The organism is Pseudomonas sp. ChxA, from assembly GCF_030263855.1.
Classification (GTDB): domain Bacteria; phylum Pseudomonadota; class Gammaproteobacteria; order Pseudomonadales; family Pseudomonadaceae; genus Aquipseudomonas; species Aquipseudomonas fluorescens_CB.
In genome coordinates this window covers 4889581-4907586 of sequence record NZ_JARPMK010000001.1, presented here as the reverse complement: position 1 = coordinate 4907586, position 18006 = coordinate 4889581, and the positions used below count along the sequence as shown (strand labels likewise).

General features: G+C 57.3%; 12 protein-coding genes, 2 tRNA genes and 3 rRNA genes. 9 read left to right on the top strand and 8 right to left on the bottom strand.

The annotated features are described in order from the left end of the window. Positions 1–10: 10 nt before the first annotated feature. The 3 genes from P5706_RS21895 to msuE all read right to left on the bottom strand — a co-directional run bounded on the left by P5706_RS21895 (position 11) and on the right by msuE (position 3097). On the bottom strand, positions 11–1198 hold the full coding sequence (locus tag P5706_RS21895) for an acyl-CoA dehydrogenase family protein (RefSeq protein WP_285681773.1): 1188 nt from the start codon (positions 1196–1198) through the stop codon (positions 11–13). Positions 1199–1381: 183 nt separating this feature from the next. Beyond that, positions 1382–2524 carry an FMNH2-dependent alkanesulfonate monooxygenase gene (gene ssuD / locus P5706_RS21890; protein ID WP_285681771.1) on the bottom strand — a complete coding sequence of 381 codons (1143 nt, stop codon included), beginning with the start codon at positions 2522–2524 and terminating at the stop codon, positions 1382–1384. 9 nt (positions 2525–2533) lie between these two features. Then, complete coding sequence (gene msuE / locus P5706_RS21885) at positions 2534–3097, bottom strand: FMN reductase (protein ID WP_285681769.1); 564 nt, start codon at positions 3095–3097, stop codon at positions 2534–2536. Positions 3098–3496: 399 nt separating this feature from the next. Between msuE and P5706_RS21880 the strand changes: the two genes are divergently transcribed. The 3 genes from P5706_RS21880 (at position 3497) to P5706_RS21870 (ending at position 7017) form a co-directional block, all read left to right on the top strand. Beyond that, entirely contained in the window at positions 3497–3766 is a 270-nt protein-coding gene (locus P5706_RS21880) for a hypothetical protein (protein ID WP_200434624.1), read from the top strand. A 232-nt stretch (positions 3767–3998) separates the two neighbouring features. Continuing rightward, complete coding sequence (locus tag P5706_RS21875) at positions 3999–5159, top strand: cysteine desulfurase family protein (RefSeq protein ID WP_200434625.1); 1161 nt, start codon at positions 3999–4001, stop codon at positions 5157–5159. Between the two features lie 49 nt (positions 5160–5208). Further along, positions 5209–7017, top strand: coding sequence for an aminopeptidase P family protein (locus P5706_RS21870; protein WP_285681766.1), 1809 nt, complete (start codon positions 5209–5211; stop codon positions 7015–7017). Here the strand turns inward: P5706_RS21870 and P5706_RS21865 are convergent. Next, positions 7010–7918, bottom strand: coding sequence for a LysR family transcriptional regulator (locus P5706_RS21865; protein WP_285681764.1), 909 nt, complete (start codon positions 7916–7918; stop codon positions 7010–7012). The two genes, P5706_RS21870 and P5706_RS21865, sit on opposite strands and share 8 nt — an antisense overlap. A 123-nt stretch (positions 7919–8041) precedes the next feature. Here P5706_RS21865 and P5706_RS21860 point away from each other — a divergent pair, with 123 nt between their 5' ends. Beyond that, positions 8042–9019, top strand: a complete 978-nt coding sequence (locus P5706_RS21860) for a zinc-dependent alcohol dehydrogenase family protein (RefSeq protein ID WP_285682801.1) — start codon at positions 8042–8044, stop codon at positions 9017–9019. Here the strand turns inward: P5706_RS21860 and P5706_RS21855 are convergent. The 4 genes from P5706_RS21855 to rhtA form a co-directional block, all read right to left on the bottom strand. Beyond that, a complete protein-coding gene (locus P5706_RS21855; RefSeq protein WP_200434628.1) occupies positions 9016–9606 on the bottom strand; it encodes a 2-hydroxychromene-2-carboxylate isomerase in 591 nt (196 codons plus the stop codon). The genes P5706_RS21860 and P5706_RS21855 overlap by 4 nt on opposite strands. Before the next feature lie 48 nt (positions 9607–9654). Then, positions 9655–10386, bottom strand: a complete 732-nt coding sequence (locus tag P5706_RS21850) for an SDR family oxidoreductase (protein WP_285681762.1) — start codon at positions 10384–10386, stop codon at positions 9655–9657. Between the two features lie 99 nt (positions 10387–10485). Then, entirely contained in the window at positions 10486–10767 is a 282-nt protein-coding gene (locus tag P5706_RS21845) for a hypothetical protein (protein ID WP_017136337.1), read from the bottom strand. 164 nt (positions 10768–10931) lie between these two features. Then, entirely contained in the window at positions 10932–11819 is an 888-nt protein-coding gene (rhtA, locus tag P5706_RS21840) for a threonine/homoserine exporter RhtA (RefSeq protein WP_200434630.1), read from the bottom strand. 636 nt (positions 11820–12455) lie between these two features. On the opposite strand from rhtA, the gene P5706_RS21835 reads away from it, so the two are divergent. From P5706_RS21835 to rrf, 5 genes are all read left to right on the top strand, one after another. Then, positions 12456–13991, top strand: a 16S ribosomal RNA gene (locus P5706_RS21835). A 161-nt stretch (positions 13992–14152) separates the two neighbouring features. Further along, positions 14153–14229: transfer RNA gene (locus tag P5706_RS21830), tRNA-Ile, on the top strand. Between the two features lie 30 nt (positions 14230–14259). Further along, positions 14260–14335 (top strand) — tRNA-Ala (locus P5706_RS21825). Between the two features lie 247 nt (positions 14336–14582). Next, positions 14583–17473 (top strand): 23S ribosomal RNA (locus tag P5706_RS21820). Positions 17474–17629: 156 nt separating this feature from the next. Then, a 5S ribosomal RNA gene (gene rrf, locus P5706_RS21815) occupies positions 17630–17745 on the top strand. The 16S, 23S and 5S rRNA genes sit together here with 2 tRNA genes alongside, the layout of an rRNA operon. Positions 17746–18006 lie beyond the last annotated feature (261 nt).

Here is an 18006-nt window from a genome sequence, read left to right as displayed (position 1 = left end):
GGCACCTCTCTCAGGAGTAGAACGTCGGTATCGGCAGGGACTGGTTCAACGCCCAGTCCCCCAGTTCGTGGAGTTTGTAATCCACCGGGTCGTGCAGGGTTTGCGTGCGCAAGTTGCGCCAGTGGCGGTCCAGGCGCAGCGAGGCATGGGTCGAGCGCGCGCCGGTAACTTCAAACAGGCGGCTGCACAGGTCCAGGCCTTGGCGGGTGGCGGCGACTTTGGCAGTGGCGATTGCAATCGCCAGTTCGCCGCGTTGCTGTTCGCTGAGACTGGCACCTTTGGCCCAGGCCTGGTCGAGCAATTCGCCCGCGCGTTCGACCAACAGGCGCACGCCTTCCAGCGCCACCCAGAATTCGCCGTAATGGTGCAGCACGTAAGGGTCCTGGCGCACATCGCCCGCCGAGGATTTATGCCACGCACGGGTTTCGGTGAGGGTGTAGTTGCGTGCTTCTTCAAAGGCGCCTTCGGCAATCCCGAGAAACATATACGTGAACGTCAACTGCGCGATCAGCGGGCGCAGGCAGGCGAAGGGCGTGCTCAATGGGCCGGGATCGAGCAGCAATTCCGACTCTTCGACGCGCACCCGTTCAAAGCTGGCGCTGCCGCTGTCGGTCTGGCGCTGGCCGATGTTGTTCCAGTCGTTGTGCAAGGTAATGCCGCTGCGCCCGCTGGGAATCGCGGCGATCAGCAGCTTGCCGCCGGCGCTCTCGTCCACGGCGGAGGCGATGAGCATCTCCGAATCGCTGGCGCCGGAGCAGAAGCTCTTCTTGCCGGAAAATTCGCGCCAGCCGCCGAAATCCTTGACCACCGTGCGGGTGTCCAGCGGGTTGAGGGCATTGCCCCAGAACCAGTTTTTGCGCGCGGTTTGTTCGAACCACGGCTGCCATTGGTCCGGGCGCGCAAACAGGCGCACGGTGGCGAGCATCAGGTGGTGAAAGCCGAAGACATGGGCGATTGAGCTGTCGACCTTGGCGAACTCGCGCACGATGCCCAGGGTTTCACTCCAGCGCGCGCCGAGGCCGCCGTATTGCGTAGGGATGCTCAGGGCCAGCAGGCCGCTTTGGCGCAGCGCATCACGTTCGGCCTTGGGCGTGCCGCCGCGCTCATCGCGTTCAACGGCGGTGAGGGCAAATTCGGCGGCCAGCAGTTTGGCGGTCTGCAAGGGTGAAGGCAGGACGCTGTGGGGTTTGGCTGTCACACGGGGTTCCTCAATTTTTTGTCTGGCAACGATGGCTCAGTGGGTGATTACCTGTGGCGAGGGAGCTTGCTCCCGTTCGGCTGCGCAGCAGTCGCCGGCTTTTGGCGGCGCTTCGCACCCCAGCGGGAGCAAGCTCCCTCGCCACAACAAGCGCGTTCCCACCTGAAGCCGAACTCAGCGCACTCAGGCTTTCGTGTTCGGCAGCACATCATTGGCAATCATTTCGCCAAACGGCCCCGTGAGGTTGGTGATGCCACGTCCGGCGAGGCTGGCGTAAGGCTCCGGCAACAACGGGAACACCAGTTCGGCAAAGCGATAGGCTTCTTCCAGGTGCGGGTAACCGGAGAAGATAAAGCTCTCGATGCCAAGGTCAGCGTATTGCTGAATGCGCTCGGCCACTTGCTGCGGGTTGCCCACCAATGCGGTGCCGGCACCGCCGCGTACCAGGCCGACGCCGGCCCACAAGTTGGGGGCGATTTCCAGGTTGTCGCGGCGCCCGTCATGCAAAGCCGCCATGCGCCGCTGGCCTTCGGAATCAAAGCGCGAGAAAGATTTTTGCGCGGCGGCGATGGTTTCATCGCTGATGTGTTCGATCAGTTTGTCGGCGGCTTTCCAGGCGTCTTCTTCGGTTTCGCGCACGATCACATGCAGGCGAATGCCGAACTTGACCGTGCGCCCATGGCGCGCTGCGCGTTCACGCACGTCGGCAAGTTTTTGCGCAACGGCGGCAGGCGGCTCACCCCAGGTCAGGTACACGTCGACCTGTTCGGCGGCCAGGTCGTGGGCAGCATCGGAAGAACCGCCGAAGTACAGCGGCGGATACGGCTTCTGCACCGGTGGGTAAAGGGCCTTGGCGTTCTGCACACGCAGGTGTTTGCCTTCAAAATCCACCGACTCGCCCTGCAACACACGGCGCCAGATCTGCAGGAATTCGTCGGAAACCTCGTAGCGTTCACTGTGGTCGAGGAAGCTGCCGTCGCCACGGTTTTCGTCGGGGTCGCCACCGGTGACCACGTTGATCAGCAATCGGCCGTTGGACAGGCGGTCCAGGGTCGCGGCCATGCGCGCCGACACCGTGGGCGAGATGATCCCTGGGCGAATCGCCACCAGGTAACGCAGGCGTTCGGTCAGCGGCACCAGCGCCGAGGCGATTACCCAGGAATCTTCACACGAGCGCCCGGTAGGAATCAGCACACCGAAGTAACCGAGGCTGTCAGCCGCTTGCGCCACCTGCTTCAGATAATTGAGCGTGACCGGGCGCGCACCTTGGGTGGTGCCGAGGAAATGGCCGTCGCCATGTGTGGGCAGAAACCAGAAAACATCCATGACAAATCCTTAAGCGATTTTCAGCAGAGAAGGGGAGTGCGCGGCAAACAGCGGCGCTGCGCGTTCTGCGGCCAGTTGAATGCGGGCTTTTAATAACTCGCTGGTTATTTGGTAGTCGGTGAAGTCAGCTTCGGTGGCGTACACGCCGATCGGCAGAGTCAAGGCCTGGAAGAAGCTGAACAGCGGGCGCAACTGGTGATCGAGGACCAACGCATGGCGTTCGCTGCCGCCGGTGGCCGCGAGCAACACCGGAGTGTTGATCAAGGCGTTGAGGCCAACCAGGTCAAACAGGTGCTTGAGCAGGCCAGGATAAGAGCCGCGATACACCGGCGAGGCAACGATCAGCAGGTCGGCCTGTTCGATGGCCAACAATTGCGTTTCGACCTCGGCCGGCAGTTCATCGCGTGAGAGTGCACCGCCCAAGGGCCGGGCAATGTCACCCAACTCGATCAGGGTGGTCTGGATCGGCAGCAAGGTGGCCAGTTCGGCCAGCACGGCCTGGGTCAAGACCAAGGTGCGCGATGGGCGCCAGGTTCCGCCGGAGAGGGCAACGACATTCAGGGGACGGGTCATGAACAGTTCCTTTTTCAACAGTGGTTGATAGCAGGTGAAGTGGACCCTGTTGAGCAAGAGCTGTACCAAGGGCTGCAAGCCTTGATTGGCGTGGGCTGCAGAGGTCCTGCTGAAAAAGGTGCTGTTGCCTGACTGCGGTTTTGTTGAATGGCTGTTGCCTGGGCAACAGTTGCGTGGCGAACAGTGTCGGTTCGCAATAGCGCTATTTATAGAAGGTTAGGTTTATTCCGTAAACGAACTGATTTCCATATTTATAGAACGTAAATGAATATGGATGGCTCGCTATCGAAGGTGCCGCAACGGTTGATAGCGACTATCACGGGGGATGATTTTTCACTGCGCAAGGGCGGGAGTAGCCTGTGTTCATTGACTACACACCTCCTTCGCAGGGCCTTCACCATGAACCACTTCCTAGCTGTTTCCTTAATAGTTGTAAGCGCTGTCCTTGCCGGATGTGCGACCCATCCTTCGCCTGAGTCGCGTCCTTACACCGCCGAAGAAACCAAGCAATTGGCCCTTGAAGCCTTGAGCCGTCGTGGCCTGTCGTTTGATGAATATCAACAGCAGCGCGCCGCGTTGACCGGCCAGCCACACAAGCCATTCGGCTTTGACCACCAGGGCGAAATGAACGCTGAACGCAGTGTGGTGATGCACGGTCGCCCCAGTTGAGCCGGCGCGACGTGGCAAAAAGCCCGAGGATTCCCTTAAGGAACCTCGGGCTTTTTGTTTGCCATTGGGATACTTCAGCCTGTTAAGCTGAATTTCAGGAGCGTTCCTACGCACATTTACATAAAGTGGTCTTCTTTTATGGCATCCGACGGGTTAAACCTGACGACCTCTGTTCCGGTCGATGCCACCCGAGGCGCTGTCCTGGGGAATACGCTCTGCGAGTCTTAACGTCATGAATAAACGTCCGTTGTATTTCGACTACGCCGCCACCACGCCGGTGGATGAGCGGGTCATTCAAGTAATGGTCGAGTGTCTGGGCTTCAATGCCAACTTCGGTAACCCTGCGTCCAGCTCCCATGCGTTCGGCCAGGCGGCCCGGCACACGGTCGAGCAGGCGCGGCGCCAGGTGGCCGAGCTGGTCGGTGCCCAGCCTGAGCAAATCGTCTGGACCTCCGGTGCCACAGAATCCAACAATCTGGCGATCAAGGGCGTGGCCCAGGCGCGAGGTGTGGCAGGTGGGCATATCATCACCAGCCAGATCGAACACAAGGCTACGCTGGACACGGCGCGGCAGTTGCAGGAAGCCGGCGTGGCCGTCACTTACCTGGTGCCGGATGCTGAAGGCTTGATCAGCGCCGAGTCAGTCAGTGAGGCGTTGCGCGAAGATACGTTCCTGGTGTCGCTGATGTTGGTGAACAACGAGCTGGGCACCCTCAATGACATCCAAGCCATTGGCACGCGGGTGCGTGAACACGGTGCGCTGCTGCATGTGGATGCGGCGCAGGGAGCGGGCAAGGTCGCGATCGACCTGGCTGACTGGCCGGTGGACCTGATGTCGTTTTCGGCGCACAAGCTGTACGGCCCCAAGGGCATTGGCGCGCTGTATGTGGGCCCGCGCGCGCAGCAGAAGGTGCTGGCGCAGATTCACGGCGGCGGCCACGAAGGTGGGTTGCGCTCCGGCACCCTGGCGACTCACCAGATTGCCGGCATGGGCACTGCCTTCGCCTTGGCGGCGCAATCCTTTGCTGAAGAAAAAGCCGCCATCGTCGCGTTGCGTCAGCGCCTGCTCGATCAGTTGGAAACCATTGCCGGCGTGCGCCTCAATGGCAGCGCCACCCAGCGCATTCCCCATACACTGAGCCTCACGTTCACAGAGGGCGAGTTCAATTCCGCCGCACTGAGCGCAGGCATCGCGTTTTCGGCCACCTCGGCGTGCAATTCGGCGAGTAATGCGCCGTCACACGTGCTTCTGGCTTTGGGCCATGACGCACGCAGCGCCGGTCGGACTATTCGCTTGAGCCTGGGCCGGTTTACCACCGAGCAGGATATCGACGCGGCCGTGCAGTTGATCAAGGCTGCACTGGCCAGTGCGCCGGCATTCTGGGCGGTCTGATTTTTCAGTCACAACACATAATAATTATGAGTGGTTAGCAGGAGACATGATGAGTACGCAGCCTTTGACCCATGGAACGGTTCCCCAGCGCCTGGCGCATACCCGCGAACTGATGCGCCGCGAGGGCATTCATGCCCTGTTGGTGCCGTCGGCCGACCCGCATCTGTCCGAGTACTTGCCGGGTTACTGGCAGGGGCGGCAATGGCTGTCGGGGTTTTATGGCTCGGTAGGTACGCTGATTGTGACCGCGGATTTTGCCGGCGTGTGGGCCGACAGCCGTTACTGGGAGCAGGCCACCAAGGAACTCAAGGGCAGCGGCATCGAACTGGTGAAACTGCAGCCAGGCCAACCCGGCCCGCTGGAGTGGCTGGCCGAGCAAACCCCGGAGGGCGGCGTGGTCGCAGTGGACGGCGCAGTAATGGCCGTGGCCTCGGCACGTACCCTGGGCGGCAAGCTGGCCGAGCGCGGCGCTCGCCTGCGTACCGATATCGACCTGTTGAATGAAGTCTGGCAAGACCGCCCGGCCTTGCCGAACCAGCCGATCTACCCACACCTGCCGCCGCAGGCGACTGTCAGCCGTGGCGATAAACTCGCCGCCCTGCGTGCCAGCTTGAAAGAGAAGGGTGCCGATTGGCACTTCATCGCGACCCTGGATGACATCGCCTGGTTGTTCAACCTACGCGGCGGTGATGTGTCGTTCAACCCGGTGTTTGTGTCGTTTGCCTTGATCAATCAACAGCAGGCCACGCTGTTTGTTGCGCTGAGCAAGGTCGATGCCGAGCTGCGCGCGGTACTGGAGCGGGACGGCGTGACCTTGCGCGACTACAGCGAAGTGGCGGATGCGCTGCGTGCAGTACCGGCGGGTGTCAGCCTGCAAGTTGATCCGGCACGCGTCACCACTGGTTTGCTGGAAAACCTCGATGCCGGTGTCAAGCTGGTCGAGGGCTTGAACCCGACCACGCTGGCCAAGTCGCGCAAAAGCCTGGCGGACGCCGAACATATCCGCCAAGCCATGGAGCAGGACGGCGCGGCGCTGTGCGAATTCTTCGCCTGGCTGGACAGTGCATTGGGCCGCGAGCGCATCACCGAACTGACCATCGACGAACATTTGACCGCTGCACGTACCCGTCGCCCCGATTATGTGTCGCTGAGCTTCAACACCATCGCGGCGTTCAACGCCAACGGTGCGATGCCGCATTATCACGCCACCGAAGAAGAGCATGCGTTGATCGAAGGCGATGGCCTGTTGCTGATCGACTCCGGCGGCCAGTACCTGGGCGGCACCACGGATATCACACGGATGGTGCCGATCGGCACGCCGAGTGACGAGCAGAAGCGCGACTGCACGCGCGTGCTCAAGGGTGTGATTGCCTTGTCGCGTGCGCATTTCCCCAAGGGCATTTTGTCACCACTGCTGGATGCCATCGCCCGTGCGCCGATCTGGGCCGAAGGCGTGGACTACGGCCACGGTACAGGTCACGGCGTAGGCTATTTCCTGAATGTGCACGAAGGCCCGCAAGTGATCGCCTACCAGGCTGCCGCGGCACCGCAGACCGCGATGCAGCCGGGGATGATTACTTCGATTGAGCCAGGTACCTATCGCCCGGGTCGTTGGGGTGTGCGCATCGAGAACCTGGTGTTGAACCGCGAAGCGGGCAAAACCGAGTTTGGTGAGTTCCTCAAGTTTGAAACCCTGACCCTGTGCCCGATCGACACCCGTTGCCTGCAGCCGTCATTGCTGACGGCGGATGAGCGCGAATGGTTTAACGGGTACCACGCCGAGGTGCGTGAACGCCTGAGCCCGCTGCTCAGCGGTGCAGCCTTGGAATGGCTGCAGGTGCGTACCGCCGCTATCTGATCGGTTGCAGTTCAGGAGCATTGGCCAAGGCGTCGGCGAGGTAGTCGACGAACGCCTTGACCCTGGCTGACTGGCGCCGATTGGGCGCCGACACCGCATGGATCGGCAGCGATTGCGGGGTGTAATCCTGTAACAGTGCAACCACGCGGCCGGCTTTGAGGTCATCGGCAAACAGCCACAGGGGCGACAGCGCAATGCCGAGTCCCGTCAGCACCATCTCCCGCACCGCCTCGGAGTTATTACTCTGGGCGTTGCCGGTGATGCGCACCGCGTGTCGTTTGGCGTCCTTTTCGTAAATCCACTGGTTCTGGCTGCTCAGCAAGTTGAAGAGCAGGCAGTTGTGCTGCGTGAGATCTTGCGGGGTGTGTGGGGCGCAGTGCCTGGCAATGTAGGCAGGGCTCGCCACGGTGACGCGGTGGGTGGTGCCGATCTGTCGCGCAATCAGGCCGCTGTCGGGTAATTCGCCGATACGCAACGTCACATCCAGGCCTTCACTGACCAGGTCCTGGAGGTGGTCGTAGAGTTGCAGGTCAATGTGCACGTCCGGGTATTGCTGCAGGAAACCGTGCAAACGCGAGGCGATGTGCAGGCGGCCAAAGCTGACTGACGAGCCTATGCGCAGTGGGCCGGCGATGGTTTCCTTGCCCGTCTGGAAACTGTGTTCCGCGGCATCTACGGCCGCCAGGATTTCGCGGCAATGGCTGTAGTAGCGCTGACCTTCGTCCGTCAGAGACAAATGCCGAGTGCTGCGGGCAATCAGCTTGCCGCCCAATTCGGTTTCCAGCGCCCGCAGCACTTTGCTGATGGTCGGCTGGGTGGTCTGCATCTCTCGGGCGACGGCGGAAAAGCTACCGCGTTCGATGACCCGCACGAAAATCGCCATTGCGTTGAGCTTGTCCATCGGTTGCCTCATTCATGCCAAATGCGCATGGGCACTATAGCTTTTTAGCGTCTTATCGGCATGAGTGCGGCGGCGGATCATGGTTTTATCAACCCACCCATCGAGATCGCCGATATGACTGACATGCACGCTTTGGTAGTAGACGCCGCAGACGCGCCGTTCCGTTTGGCCACGATCCCCAAGCCTGTGGCGGGCGCCGGGCAGGTGCTGGTCCGGGTCAAGGCCAGTGGCCTTAACCCGTTGGACGCGAAAATCCGCGCGGGCCAGGCTGCCCATGCGCAACAGTCTCTGCCTGCCGTTATTGGCATGGACCTGGCGGGCACCCTCGAGGCCGTCGGCCCATTGGCGGGTGATTGGCAAGTCGGCGATGAGGTCTATGCGCTCGGAGCCGGGATCGGCGGTACTCAGGGGGCGTTAGCAGAATATGTGGCGGTTGATGCGCGCCTGCTGGCGCGAAAGCCTGAACGGTTGAGCATGCGCGAAGCGGCGGTGTTGCCGCTGGTATTGATCACTGCATGGGAGGGGCTGGTGGACCGAGCGCGGGTGGGCGTGGGGCACACGGTGTTGATCCAGGGTGGCGCTGGCGGTGTAGGGCATGTCGCAGTGCAATTGGCGATTGCCTACGGCGCGCGGGTGTATGCGACGGGCTCGGCGCGGCACCGCGCAACCATTGAAGGATTGGGCGCCACGTTCATCGACTATCAGCAGCATACGGTCGAAGATTATGTGGCGTCGCACACGGCGGGTGAAGGTTTCGACATTGTGTATGACACCGTTGGCGGCGCGACGCTGGATGCGTCTTTCCGGGCCGCCAAGGTGTATCACGGGCATGTAGTGAGCTGCCTGGGCTGGGGGCAACATAGCCTGGCGCCTTTGTCATTTCGCGGGGCGACCTATTCCGGGGTGTTCACATTGTTGCCGTTGTTGACGGGCAAGGGGCGTGAGCATCACGGGCGGATACTCTCTGACGCCGCCTGTTTGATCGATGCCGGCAAACTCACGCCGATCATGGACCCGCGGCGCTTTGATCGGCATACGGTAAACGCCGCTTACGATTTGCTCGCAAGCGGCGCTCAAGGGCGCTTGGCAATCGAGTTTTAGCGTAGCGCTTCGCGCACAAACTCCAGACGGTCCTGACCGAAGAACAGCTCATTACCTACAAACATACTGGGTGCACCGAATACCCCGCGCTGCACAGCCTGTTCGGTTTTGTCCTTGAGGGCGGCTTTTACCTTTTCATCGTTGGCCAGGTTCAGGACTTCCTCTGGGTCGAAACCGGCGTCACTCAGCACGGAGGCCACCACGACGGGATCGCCCAAGTGGCGACCTTCGACCCAGAGGGCGCGAAACAGGCAATCGATGAAGGCCTGGAAGCGCTCGGGTTCGCGTATCTGGATACCCATGACGGCGCGCATCAGCATCAGGGTGTTGATGGGGAAGTGCGGGTTGAATTTGAGCGGTACGTTGTAGCGTTTGGCGTATCGCGCCAAGTCATTAAACATGTAACGCCCTTTGGCGGGCACAGTGATGGGCGAAGCGTTGCCGGTAGCTTTGAATACACCACCCAGCAGCATGGGTTGATACACCAGTTGCGCACCAGTCTCGGCACACAGCGCTGGCAATTGCGTGTAGGCCAGGTAAGTGGCCGGGCTGCCGAGGTCGAAAAAGAATTCCAGGGTTTTACTCATGGTCGATTCTCACTGCTTATTGTTGTTCTTGATTAGGATGGGACGTGTTTACCAGGGTTCGTTCCAGGGGCGCAGGTCCAGTTCGAAGGTCCAGGCGTCCCGTGGTTGGCTGTGCAGGTACCAATAGTTGTCGGCGATGTGTTCAGGGTTAAGGATGCCGTCCTGGTCTTTCTGCGCGTATTTCTGCGGAAAATTGTCGCGAATAAAGTCGGTGTCGATGGCGCCGTCGACTACTACGTGGGCCACATGGATGTTCCGCGGCCCCAGCTCCCGTGCCATGCTTTGCGCGAGCGCACGGATGCCGTGTTTGGCGCCGGCGAATGCGGCAAACCCTGCACCGCCGCGCAACCCGGCAGTGGCACCGGTGAACAAGATAGTGCCGCGTTCGCGGGTGACCATGCGTTTGGCGACTTCGCGAGCGTTCAGGAACCCGGAGAAGCAAGCCATCTCCCAGATTTTGAAGTATTTGCGCGCGGTTTCTTCGAGGATGCTGCACGGCACATTGGCGCCGATATTGAAGACGAAGGCTTCAATGGGGCCCAATTCGGTCTCTATCTGTTCAACCAGCGCGATCACGTCGTCTTCTTTACGCGCATCACAGGCAAAACCGTGGGCTTGGCCGCCCGCTGCCTGGATGCTTTCGACCAAGGGCTGCAGTTTATCGGCACTGCGACGGGTGACGCAGGCTACATAGCCTTCGCGGGCAAAGCGCCGGGCAATGGCGCCACCGGTTGCATCACCGGCACCAACCACCAATACGATTTTCTTGTTGGGTGTCATGGGAACTCCGTTGCTCGAATGTCGAGCAGGAGTGTAGCCGCAGCAGGGCGAAGGGCATGTCAAGAAGGAGGAGCAGCCGGAAGTGGACTGCTCGGGCGGTCATTTACAGATGACGATCATGCTGCGGCTGGTGTAACCGGCAGGGTTGATGCCGAAAGGATAGTCCCCAGGCTCCTCGGAATTGTCACCGGATTTGGCGATAACCCGGTAGCCCTTGGCGCCGCATGAGTTGGCTGCACTGGTGTAGCACTGGTCCCAGGAGGAGGACAGGCCGGAACAGTTGATGTGCATGCCTTTTTTGCCCCGTTTCACTTCTGTCTTGGTGGTCGCAGCACAGCCAGCAATGCCCACGACCAGTAACAGTATCAAAATTCGTTTCATTACTATCCTTATAGCCGCGTCGCAAAAAGGCTCGATGCAGGCTTTACTCGCTCTCGATTGTAGCGTTCAGCAGTCCCTGTCGAAATTCTCCATGAAAGACATTCGTTTACGGCCTAAACATGGCCTAAATGAACGGCAAATACCAGAGCTACCTGCGATCAGAATCAATCGGCCGGCACCAACGGTTTGGATTCATTGCGCATCGTCAGTGTGGCACCTACGGAGGCGAAGATAATGCAGGTGATCGCCAGCCATTGCGCGAGGGACAAGTGCTCTTGCAGGAAAAACAGACCGGAGAGGGCGCCGAACGCCGGCTCAATGCTCATCAAGGTGCCGAAGGTGCGAGCGGGCAGGCGAGTGAGCGCGACCATTTCCAAGGTATAGGGCAAAGCGGTGGACAGGATGGCGACACCGATGGCAACGGGAATCAGCGAGGGCGTCAGCAATGCGGCGCCGGCATGGACGATGCCGATTGGTGCTACAAACAAAGCGGCGATCATCACGCCCAGGGCGGCAGTTTGCACGCCGTTGTCGTTGCCGGCTTTTTGGCCAAACAGGATGTAGAGCGCCCAGCACACGCCGGCACCCAGTGCGTAGGCGGCGCCGGTCAAGTCGATGCCGCTGCTGGTTTCTCCGATGGGGATCAATAACAGCAGGCCCGCGATCGCGAGGCCGATCCATACAAAATCCACCGCCCGGCGCGAGGCATAGATAGCCACGGCGAGCGGGCCGGTGAATTCCAGCGCTACTGCGATGCCCAGGGGCACTGTGCGCAATGACATATAGAAGAGGAAGTTCATGCCGCCCAGTGCCATGCCATAGACAACGACCGTGCGCAGGGACTTGGCCGTGAGCTTGGCGCGCCATGGGCGTAATAGCAGCAGCATGATCACACTGGCGAAAATCAGGCGCAGCGTGGTAGTGCCCTGTGCGCCGACGATGGGGAACATGCTCTTGGCCAGCGAGGCACCCGACTGGATGGAGGCCATGGCGATCAACAGCAGACCGACCGGAAACAATGCCGAGGCCAGGCTGCGAGGTGGAGTGGTCATTGGGGCGGGTGTCCGAAGTCATAAAAGGGCAGAACGCCTATGATGCTTAACTGCCGGGCTTTGAGCAATATATTGCTCAATTTTGGTTGCGATGCTGCTTATATAGAAGGGAGTGCGGCTTTTTGGACGGTTTGATAGAAAATCTAAATTAAGTGTTGACGGGGATTTATATCTGTCTATAATTCGTCCCACTTCCGGCGCAGTCGAAACGTAAAACTCTTTGGTAAACAATGGGTTACGAAGTTTTCGGCAGCAGGTTGCTTCAGTTCATCGAAGCCAAAAGGGAGTTGAAAAAGAGGTGTTGACAGCAGCGTGTAACGCTGTAGAATTCGCCTCCCGCTAACGAGAGATCGTAAGCGCAAGTGGTTGAAGTTGTTGAAGAATTCTTCGAAAACTTCTGAAAATAATCACTTGACAGCAAATGAGGCTGCTGTAGAATGCGCGCCTCGGTTGAGACGAAAGATCTTAACCAACCGCTCTTTAACAACTGAATCAAGCAATTCGTGTGGGTGCTTGTGGAGTCAGACTGATAGTCAACAAGATTATCAGCATCACAAGTTACTCCGCGAGAAATCAAAGATGTAACCAACGATTGCTGAGCCAAGTTTAGGGTTTCTTAAAAACCCAAAGATGTTTGAACTGAAGAGTTTGATCATGGCTCAGATTGAACGCTGGCGGCAGGCCTAACACATGCAAGTCGAGCGGTAGAGAGGAGCTTGCTCCTCTTGAGAGCGGCGGACGGGTGAGTAATGCCTAGGAATCTGCCTGGTAGTGGGGGATAACGTTCGGAAACGGACGCTAATACCGCATACGTCCTACGGGAGAAAGCAGGGGACCTTCGGGCCTTGCGCTATCAGATGAGCCTAGGTCGGATTAGCTAGTTGGTGAGGTAATGGCTCACCAAGGCGACGATCCGTAACTGGTCTGAGAGGATGATCAGTCACACTGGAACTGAGACACGGTCCAGACTCCTACGGGAGGCAGCAGTGGGGAATATTGGACAATGGGCGAAAGCCTGATCCAGCCATGCCGCGTGTGTGAAGAAGGTCTTCGGATTGTAAAGCACTTTAAGTTGGGAGGAAGGGCAGTAAATTAATACTTTGCTGTTTTGACGTTACCGACAGAATAAGCACCGGCTAACTCTGTGCCAGCAGCCGCGGTAATACAGAGGGTGCAAGCGTTAATCGGAATTACTGGGCGTAAAGCGCGCGTAGGTGGTTTGTTAAGTTGGATGTGAAATCCCCGGGCTCAACCTGGGAACTGCATTCAAAACTGACTGACTAGAGTATGGTAGAGGGTGGTGGAATTTCCTGTGTAGCGGTGAAATGCGTAGATATAGGAAGGAACACCAGTGGCGAAGGCGACCACCTGGACTAATACTGACACTGAGGTGCGAAAGCGTGGGGAGCAAACAGGATTAGATACCCTGGTAGTCCACGCCGTAAACGATGTCAACTAGCCGTTGGAAGCCTTGAGCTTTTAGTGGCGCAGCTAACGCATTAAGTTGACCGCCTGGGGAGTACGGCCGCAAGGTTAAAACTCAAATGAATTGACGGGGCCCGCACAAGCGGTGGAGCATGTGGTTTAATTCGAAGCAACGCGAAGAACCTTACCAGGCCTTGACATCCAATGAACTTTCTAGAGATAGATTGGTGCCTTCGGGAACATTGAGACAGGTGCTGCATGGCTGTCGTCAGCTCGTGTCGTGAGATGTTGGGTTAAGTCCCGTAACGAGCGCAACCCTTGTCCTTAGTTACCAGCACGTAATGGTGGGCACTCTAAGGAGACTGCCGGTGACAAACCGGAGGAAGGTGGGGATGACGTCAAGTCATCATGGCCCTTACGGCCTGGGCTACACACGTGCTACAATGGTCGGTACAGAGGGTTGCCAAGCCGCGAGGTGGAGCTAATCCCACAAAACCGATCGTAGTCCGGATCGCAGTCTGCAACTCGACTGCGTGAAGTCGGAATCGCTAGTAATCGCGAATCAGAATGTCGCGGTGAATACGTTCCCGGGCCTTGTACACACCGCCCGTCACACCATGGGAGTGGGTTGCACCAGAAGTAGCTAGTCTAACCTTCGGGAGGACGGTTACCACGGTGTGATTCATGACTGGGGTGAAGTCGTAACAAGGTAGCCGTAGGGGAACCTGCGGCTGGATCACCTCCTTAATCGACGACATCAGCTGCTCCATAAGTTCCCACACGAATTGCTTGATTCATTGAAGAAGACGATAAGAAGCAGCCTAAAGGGTTGTAGCTTAGTTGGTTAGAGCGCACCCCATGCTCTGTGGTAAAGAGCAGGGTGAGGTCGGCCTTAGCAGCTCGAAATTGGGTCTGTAGCTCAGTTGGTTAGAGCGCACCCCTGATAAGGGTGAGGTCGGCAGTTCGAATCTGCCCAGACCCACCAATTTTGTGTGGGAAACGCCTGTAGAAATACGGGGCCATAGCTCAGCTGGGAGAGCGCCTGCCTTGCACGCAGGAGGTCAACGGTTCGATCCCGTTTGGCTCCACCACTACTGCTTCTACGTTATGAAAGCTTAGAAATGAGCATTCCATCAGGTTGATGATGAATGTTGATTTCTAGTCTTTGATTAGATCGTTCTTTAAAAATTTGGGTATGTGATAGAAAGATAGACTGAACGTTACTTTCACTGGTAACGGATCAGGCTAAGGTAAAATTTGTGAGTTCTCTTAATTGAGAAATTCGAATTTTCGGCGAATGTTGTCTTCACAGTATAACCAGATTGCTTGGGGTTATATGGTCAAGTGAAGAAGCGCATACGGTGGATGCCTTGGCAGTCAGAGGCGATGAAAGACGTGGTAGCCTGCGAAAAGCTTCGGGGAGTCGGCAAACAGACTTTGATCCGGAGATGTCTGAATGGGGGAACCCAGCCATCATAAGATGGTTATCTTACGCTGAATACATAGGCGTAAGAGGCGAACCAGGGGAACTGAAACATCTAAGTACCCTGAGGAAAAGAAATCAACCGAGATTCCCTTAGTAGTGGCGAGCGAACGGGGACTAGCCCTTAAGTGGCTTTGAGATTAGCGGAACGTTCTGGAAAGTACGGCCATAGTGGGTGATAGCCCTGTACGCGAAAATCTCTTAGTCATGAAATCGAGTAGGACGGAGCACGAGAAACTTTGTCTGAATATGGGGGACCATCCTCCAAGGCTAAATACTACTGACTGACCGATAGTGAACTAGTACCGTGAGGGAAAGGCGAAAAGAACCCCGGAGAGGGGAGTGAAATAGATCCTGAAACCGTATGCGTACAAGCAGTGGGAGCCCACTTTGTTGGGTGACTGCGTACCTTTTGTATAATGGGTCAGCGACTTATTTTCAGTGGCGAGCTTAACCGAATAGGGGAGGCGTAGCGAAAGCGAGTCTTAATAGGGCGTCTAGTCGCTGGGAATAGACCCGAAACCGGGCGATCTATCCATGGGCAGGTTGAAGGTTGGGTAACACTAACTGGAGGACCGAACCGACTACCGTTGAAAAGTTAGCGGATGACCTGTGGATCGGAGTGAAAGGCTAATCAAGCTCGGAGATAGCTGGTTCTCCTCGAAAGCTATTTAGGTAGCGCCTCATGTATCACTGTAGGGGGTAGAGCACTGTTTCGGCTAGGGGGTCATCCCGACTTACCAAACCGATGCAAACTCCGAATACCTACAAGTGCCGAGCATGGGAGACACACGGCGGGTGCTAACGTCCGTCGTGAAAAGGGAAACAACCCAGACCGTCAGCTAAGGTCCCAAAGTTATGGTTAAGTGGGAAACGATGTGGGAAGGCTTAGACAGCTAGGAGGTTGGCTTAGAAGCAGCCACCCTTTAAAGAAAGCGTAATAGCTCACTAGTCGAGTCGGCCTGCGCGGAAGATGTAACGGGGCTCAAACCATACACCGAAGCTACGGGTATCACGTAAGTGATGCGGTAGAGGAGCGTTCTGTAAGCCTGTGAAGGTGAGTTGAGAAGCTTGCTGGAGGTATCAGAAGTGCGAATGCTGACATGAGTAACGACAATGGGTGTGAAAAACACCCACGCCGAAAGACCAAGGTTTCCTGCGCAACGTTAATCGACGCAGGGTTAGTCGGTCCCTAAGGCGAGGCTGAAAAGCGTAGTCGATGGAAAACAGGTTAATATTCCTGTACTTCTGGTTATTGCGATGGAGGGACGGAGAAGGCTAGGCCAGCTTGGCGTTGGTTGTCCAAGTTTAAGGTGGTAGGCTGGAATCTTAGGTAAATCCGGGATTCTAAGGCCGAGAGCTGATGACGAGTTAACTTTTAGTTAACGAAGTGGTTGATGCCATGCTTCCAAGAAAAGCTTCTAAGCTTCAGGTAACCAGGAACCGTACCCCAAACCGACACAGGTGGTTGGGTAGAGAATACCAAGGCGCTTGAGAGAACTCGGGTGAAGGAACTAGGCAAAATGGCACCGTAACTTCGGGAGAAGGTGCGCCGGTGAGGGTGAAGGACTTGCTCCGTAAGCTCATGCCGGTCGAAGATACCAGGCCGCTGCGACTGTTTATTAAAAACACAGCACTCTGCAAACACGAAAGTGGACGTATAGGGTGTGACGCCTGCCCGGTGCCGGAAGGTTAATTGATGGGGTTAGCTAACGCGAAGCTCTTGATCGAAGCCCCGGTAAACGGCGGCCGTAACTATAACGGTCCTAAGGTAGCGAAATTCCTTGTCGGGTAAGTTCCGACCTGCACGAATGGCGTAACGATGGCGGCGCTGTCTCCACCCGAGACTCAGTGAAATTGAAATCGCTGTGAAGATGCAGTGTATCCGCGGCTAGACGGAAAGACCCCGTGAACCTTTACTATAGCTTTGCACTGGACTTTGAATTTGCTTGTGTAGGATAGGTGGGAGGCTTTGAAGCGTGGACGCCAGTCTGCGTGGAGCCAACCTTGAAATACCACCCTGGCAACTTTGAGGTTCTAACTCAGGTCCGTTATCCGGATCGAGGACAGTGTATGGTGGGTAGTTTGACTGGGGCGGTCTCCTCCTAAAGAGTAACGGAGGAGTACGAAGGTGCGCTCAGACCGGTCGGAAATCGGTCGTAGAGTATAAAGGCAAAAGCGCGCTTGACTGCGAGACAGACACGTCGAGCAGGTACGAAAGTAGGTCTTAGTGATCCGGTGGTTCTGTATGGAAGGGCCATCGCTCAACGGATAAAAGGTACTCCGGGGATAACAGGCTGATACCGCCCAAGAGTTCATATCGACGGCGGTGTTTGGCACCTCGATGTCGGCTCATCACATCCTGGGGCTGAAGCCGGTCCCAAGGGTATGGCTGTTCGCCATTTAAAGTGGTACGCGAGCTGGGTTTAGAACGTCGTGAGACAGTTCGGTCCCTATCTGCCGTGGACGTTTGAGATTTGAGAGGGGCTGCTCCTAGTACGAGAGGACCGGAGTGGACGAACCTCTGGTGTTCCGGTTGTCACGCCAGTGGCATTGCCGGGTAGCTATGTTCGGAATAGATAACCGCTGAAAGCATCTAAGCGGGAAACTAGCCTCAAGATGAGATCTCACTGGGACCTTGAGTCCCCTGAAGGGCCGTCGAAGACTACGACGTTGATAGGTTGGGTGTGTAAGCGCTGTGAGGCGTTGAGCTAACCAATACTAATTGCCCGTGAGGCTTGACCATATAACACCCAAGCAATTTGTTTCTCGAGAGAGCATCAGATTGCGGTGTGTGAAGACGAGATGAACCGAAAGTTCGACGCTCACAAAACACCGAAAGCTGTCACATACCCAATTTGCTGAAGCGAAGCCAGCTGGCTACGACTCAGTACCCGAATTTCTTGACGACCATAGAGCATTGGAACCACCTGATCCCATCCCGAACTCAGTAGTGAAACGATGCATCGCCGATGGTAGTGTGGGGTTTCCCCATGTGAGAGTAGGTCATCGTCAAGATTAAATTCCGAAACCCCTGATTGCTAACGCAATCAGGGGTTTTGTTTTGGGCGGTCGAAAACCATAGTTCACTTCAAAACCTCTGCGCTTTGAGCAGCTGAATCGGCATCATCAAGATCGGCATCCTCACTCTCACCCTGCACATAGCTGGAGGGGCATCTGATTGATCGCACTTGCGTGATTGAGGCCTTTTTGCAGCCAAAATCCGTCCCTGTCTGACAAAACAGCATGCCGTTGGGGAAATCGATGCAAAGTGTTTCT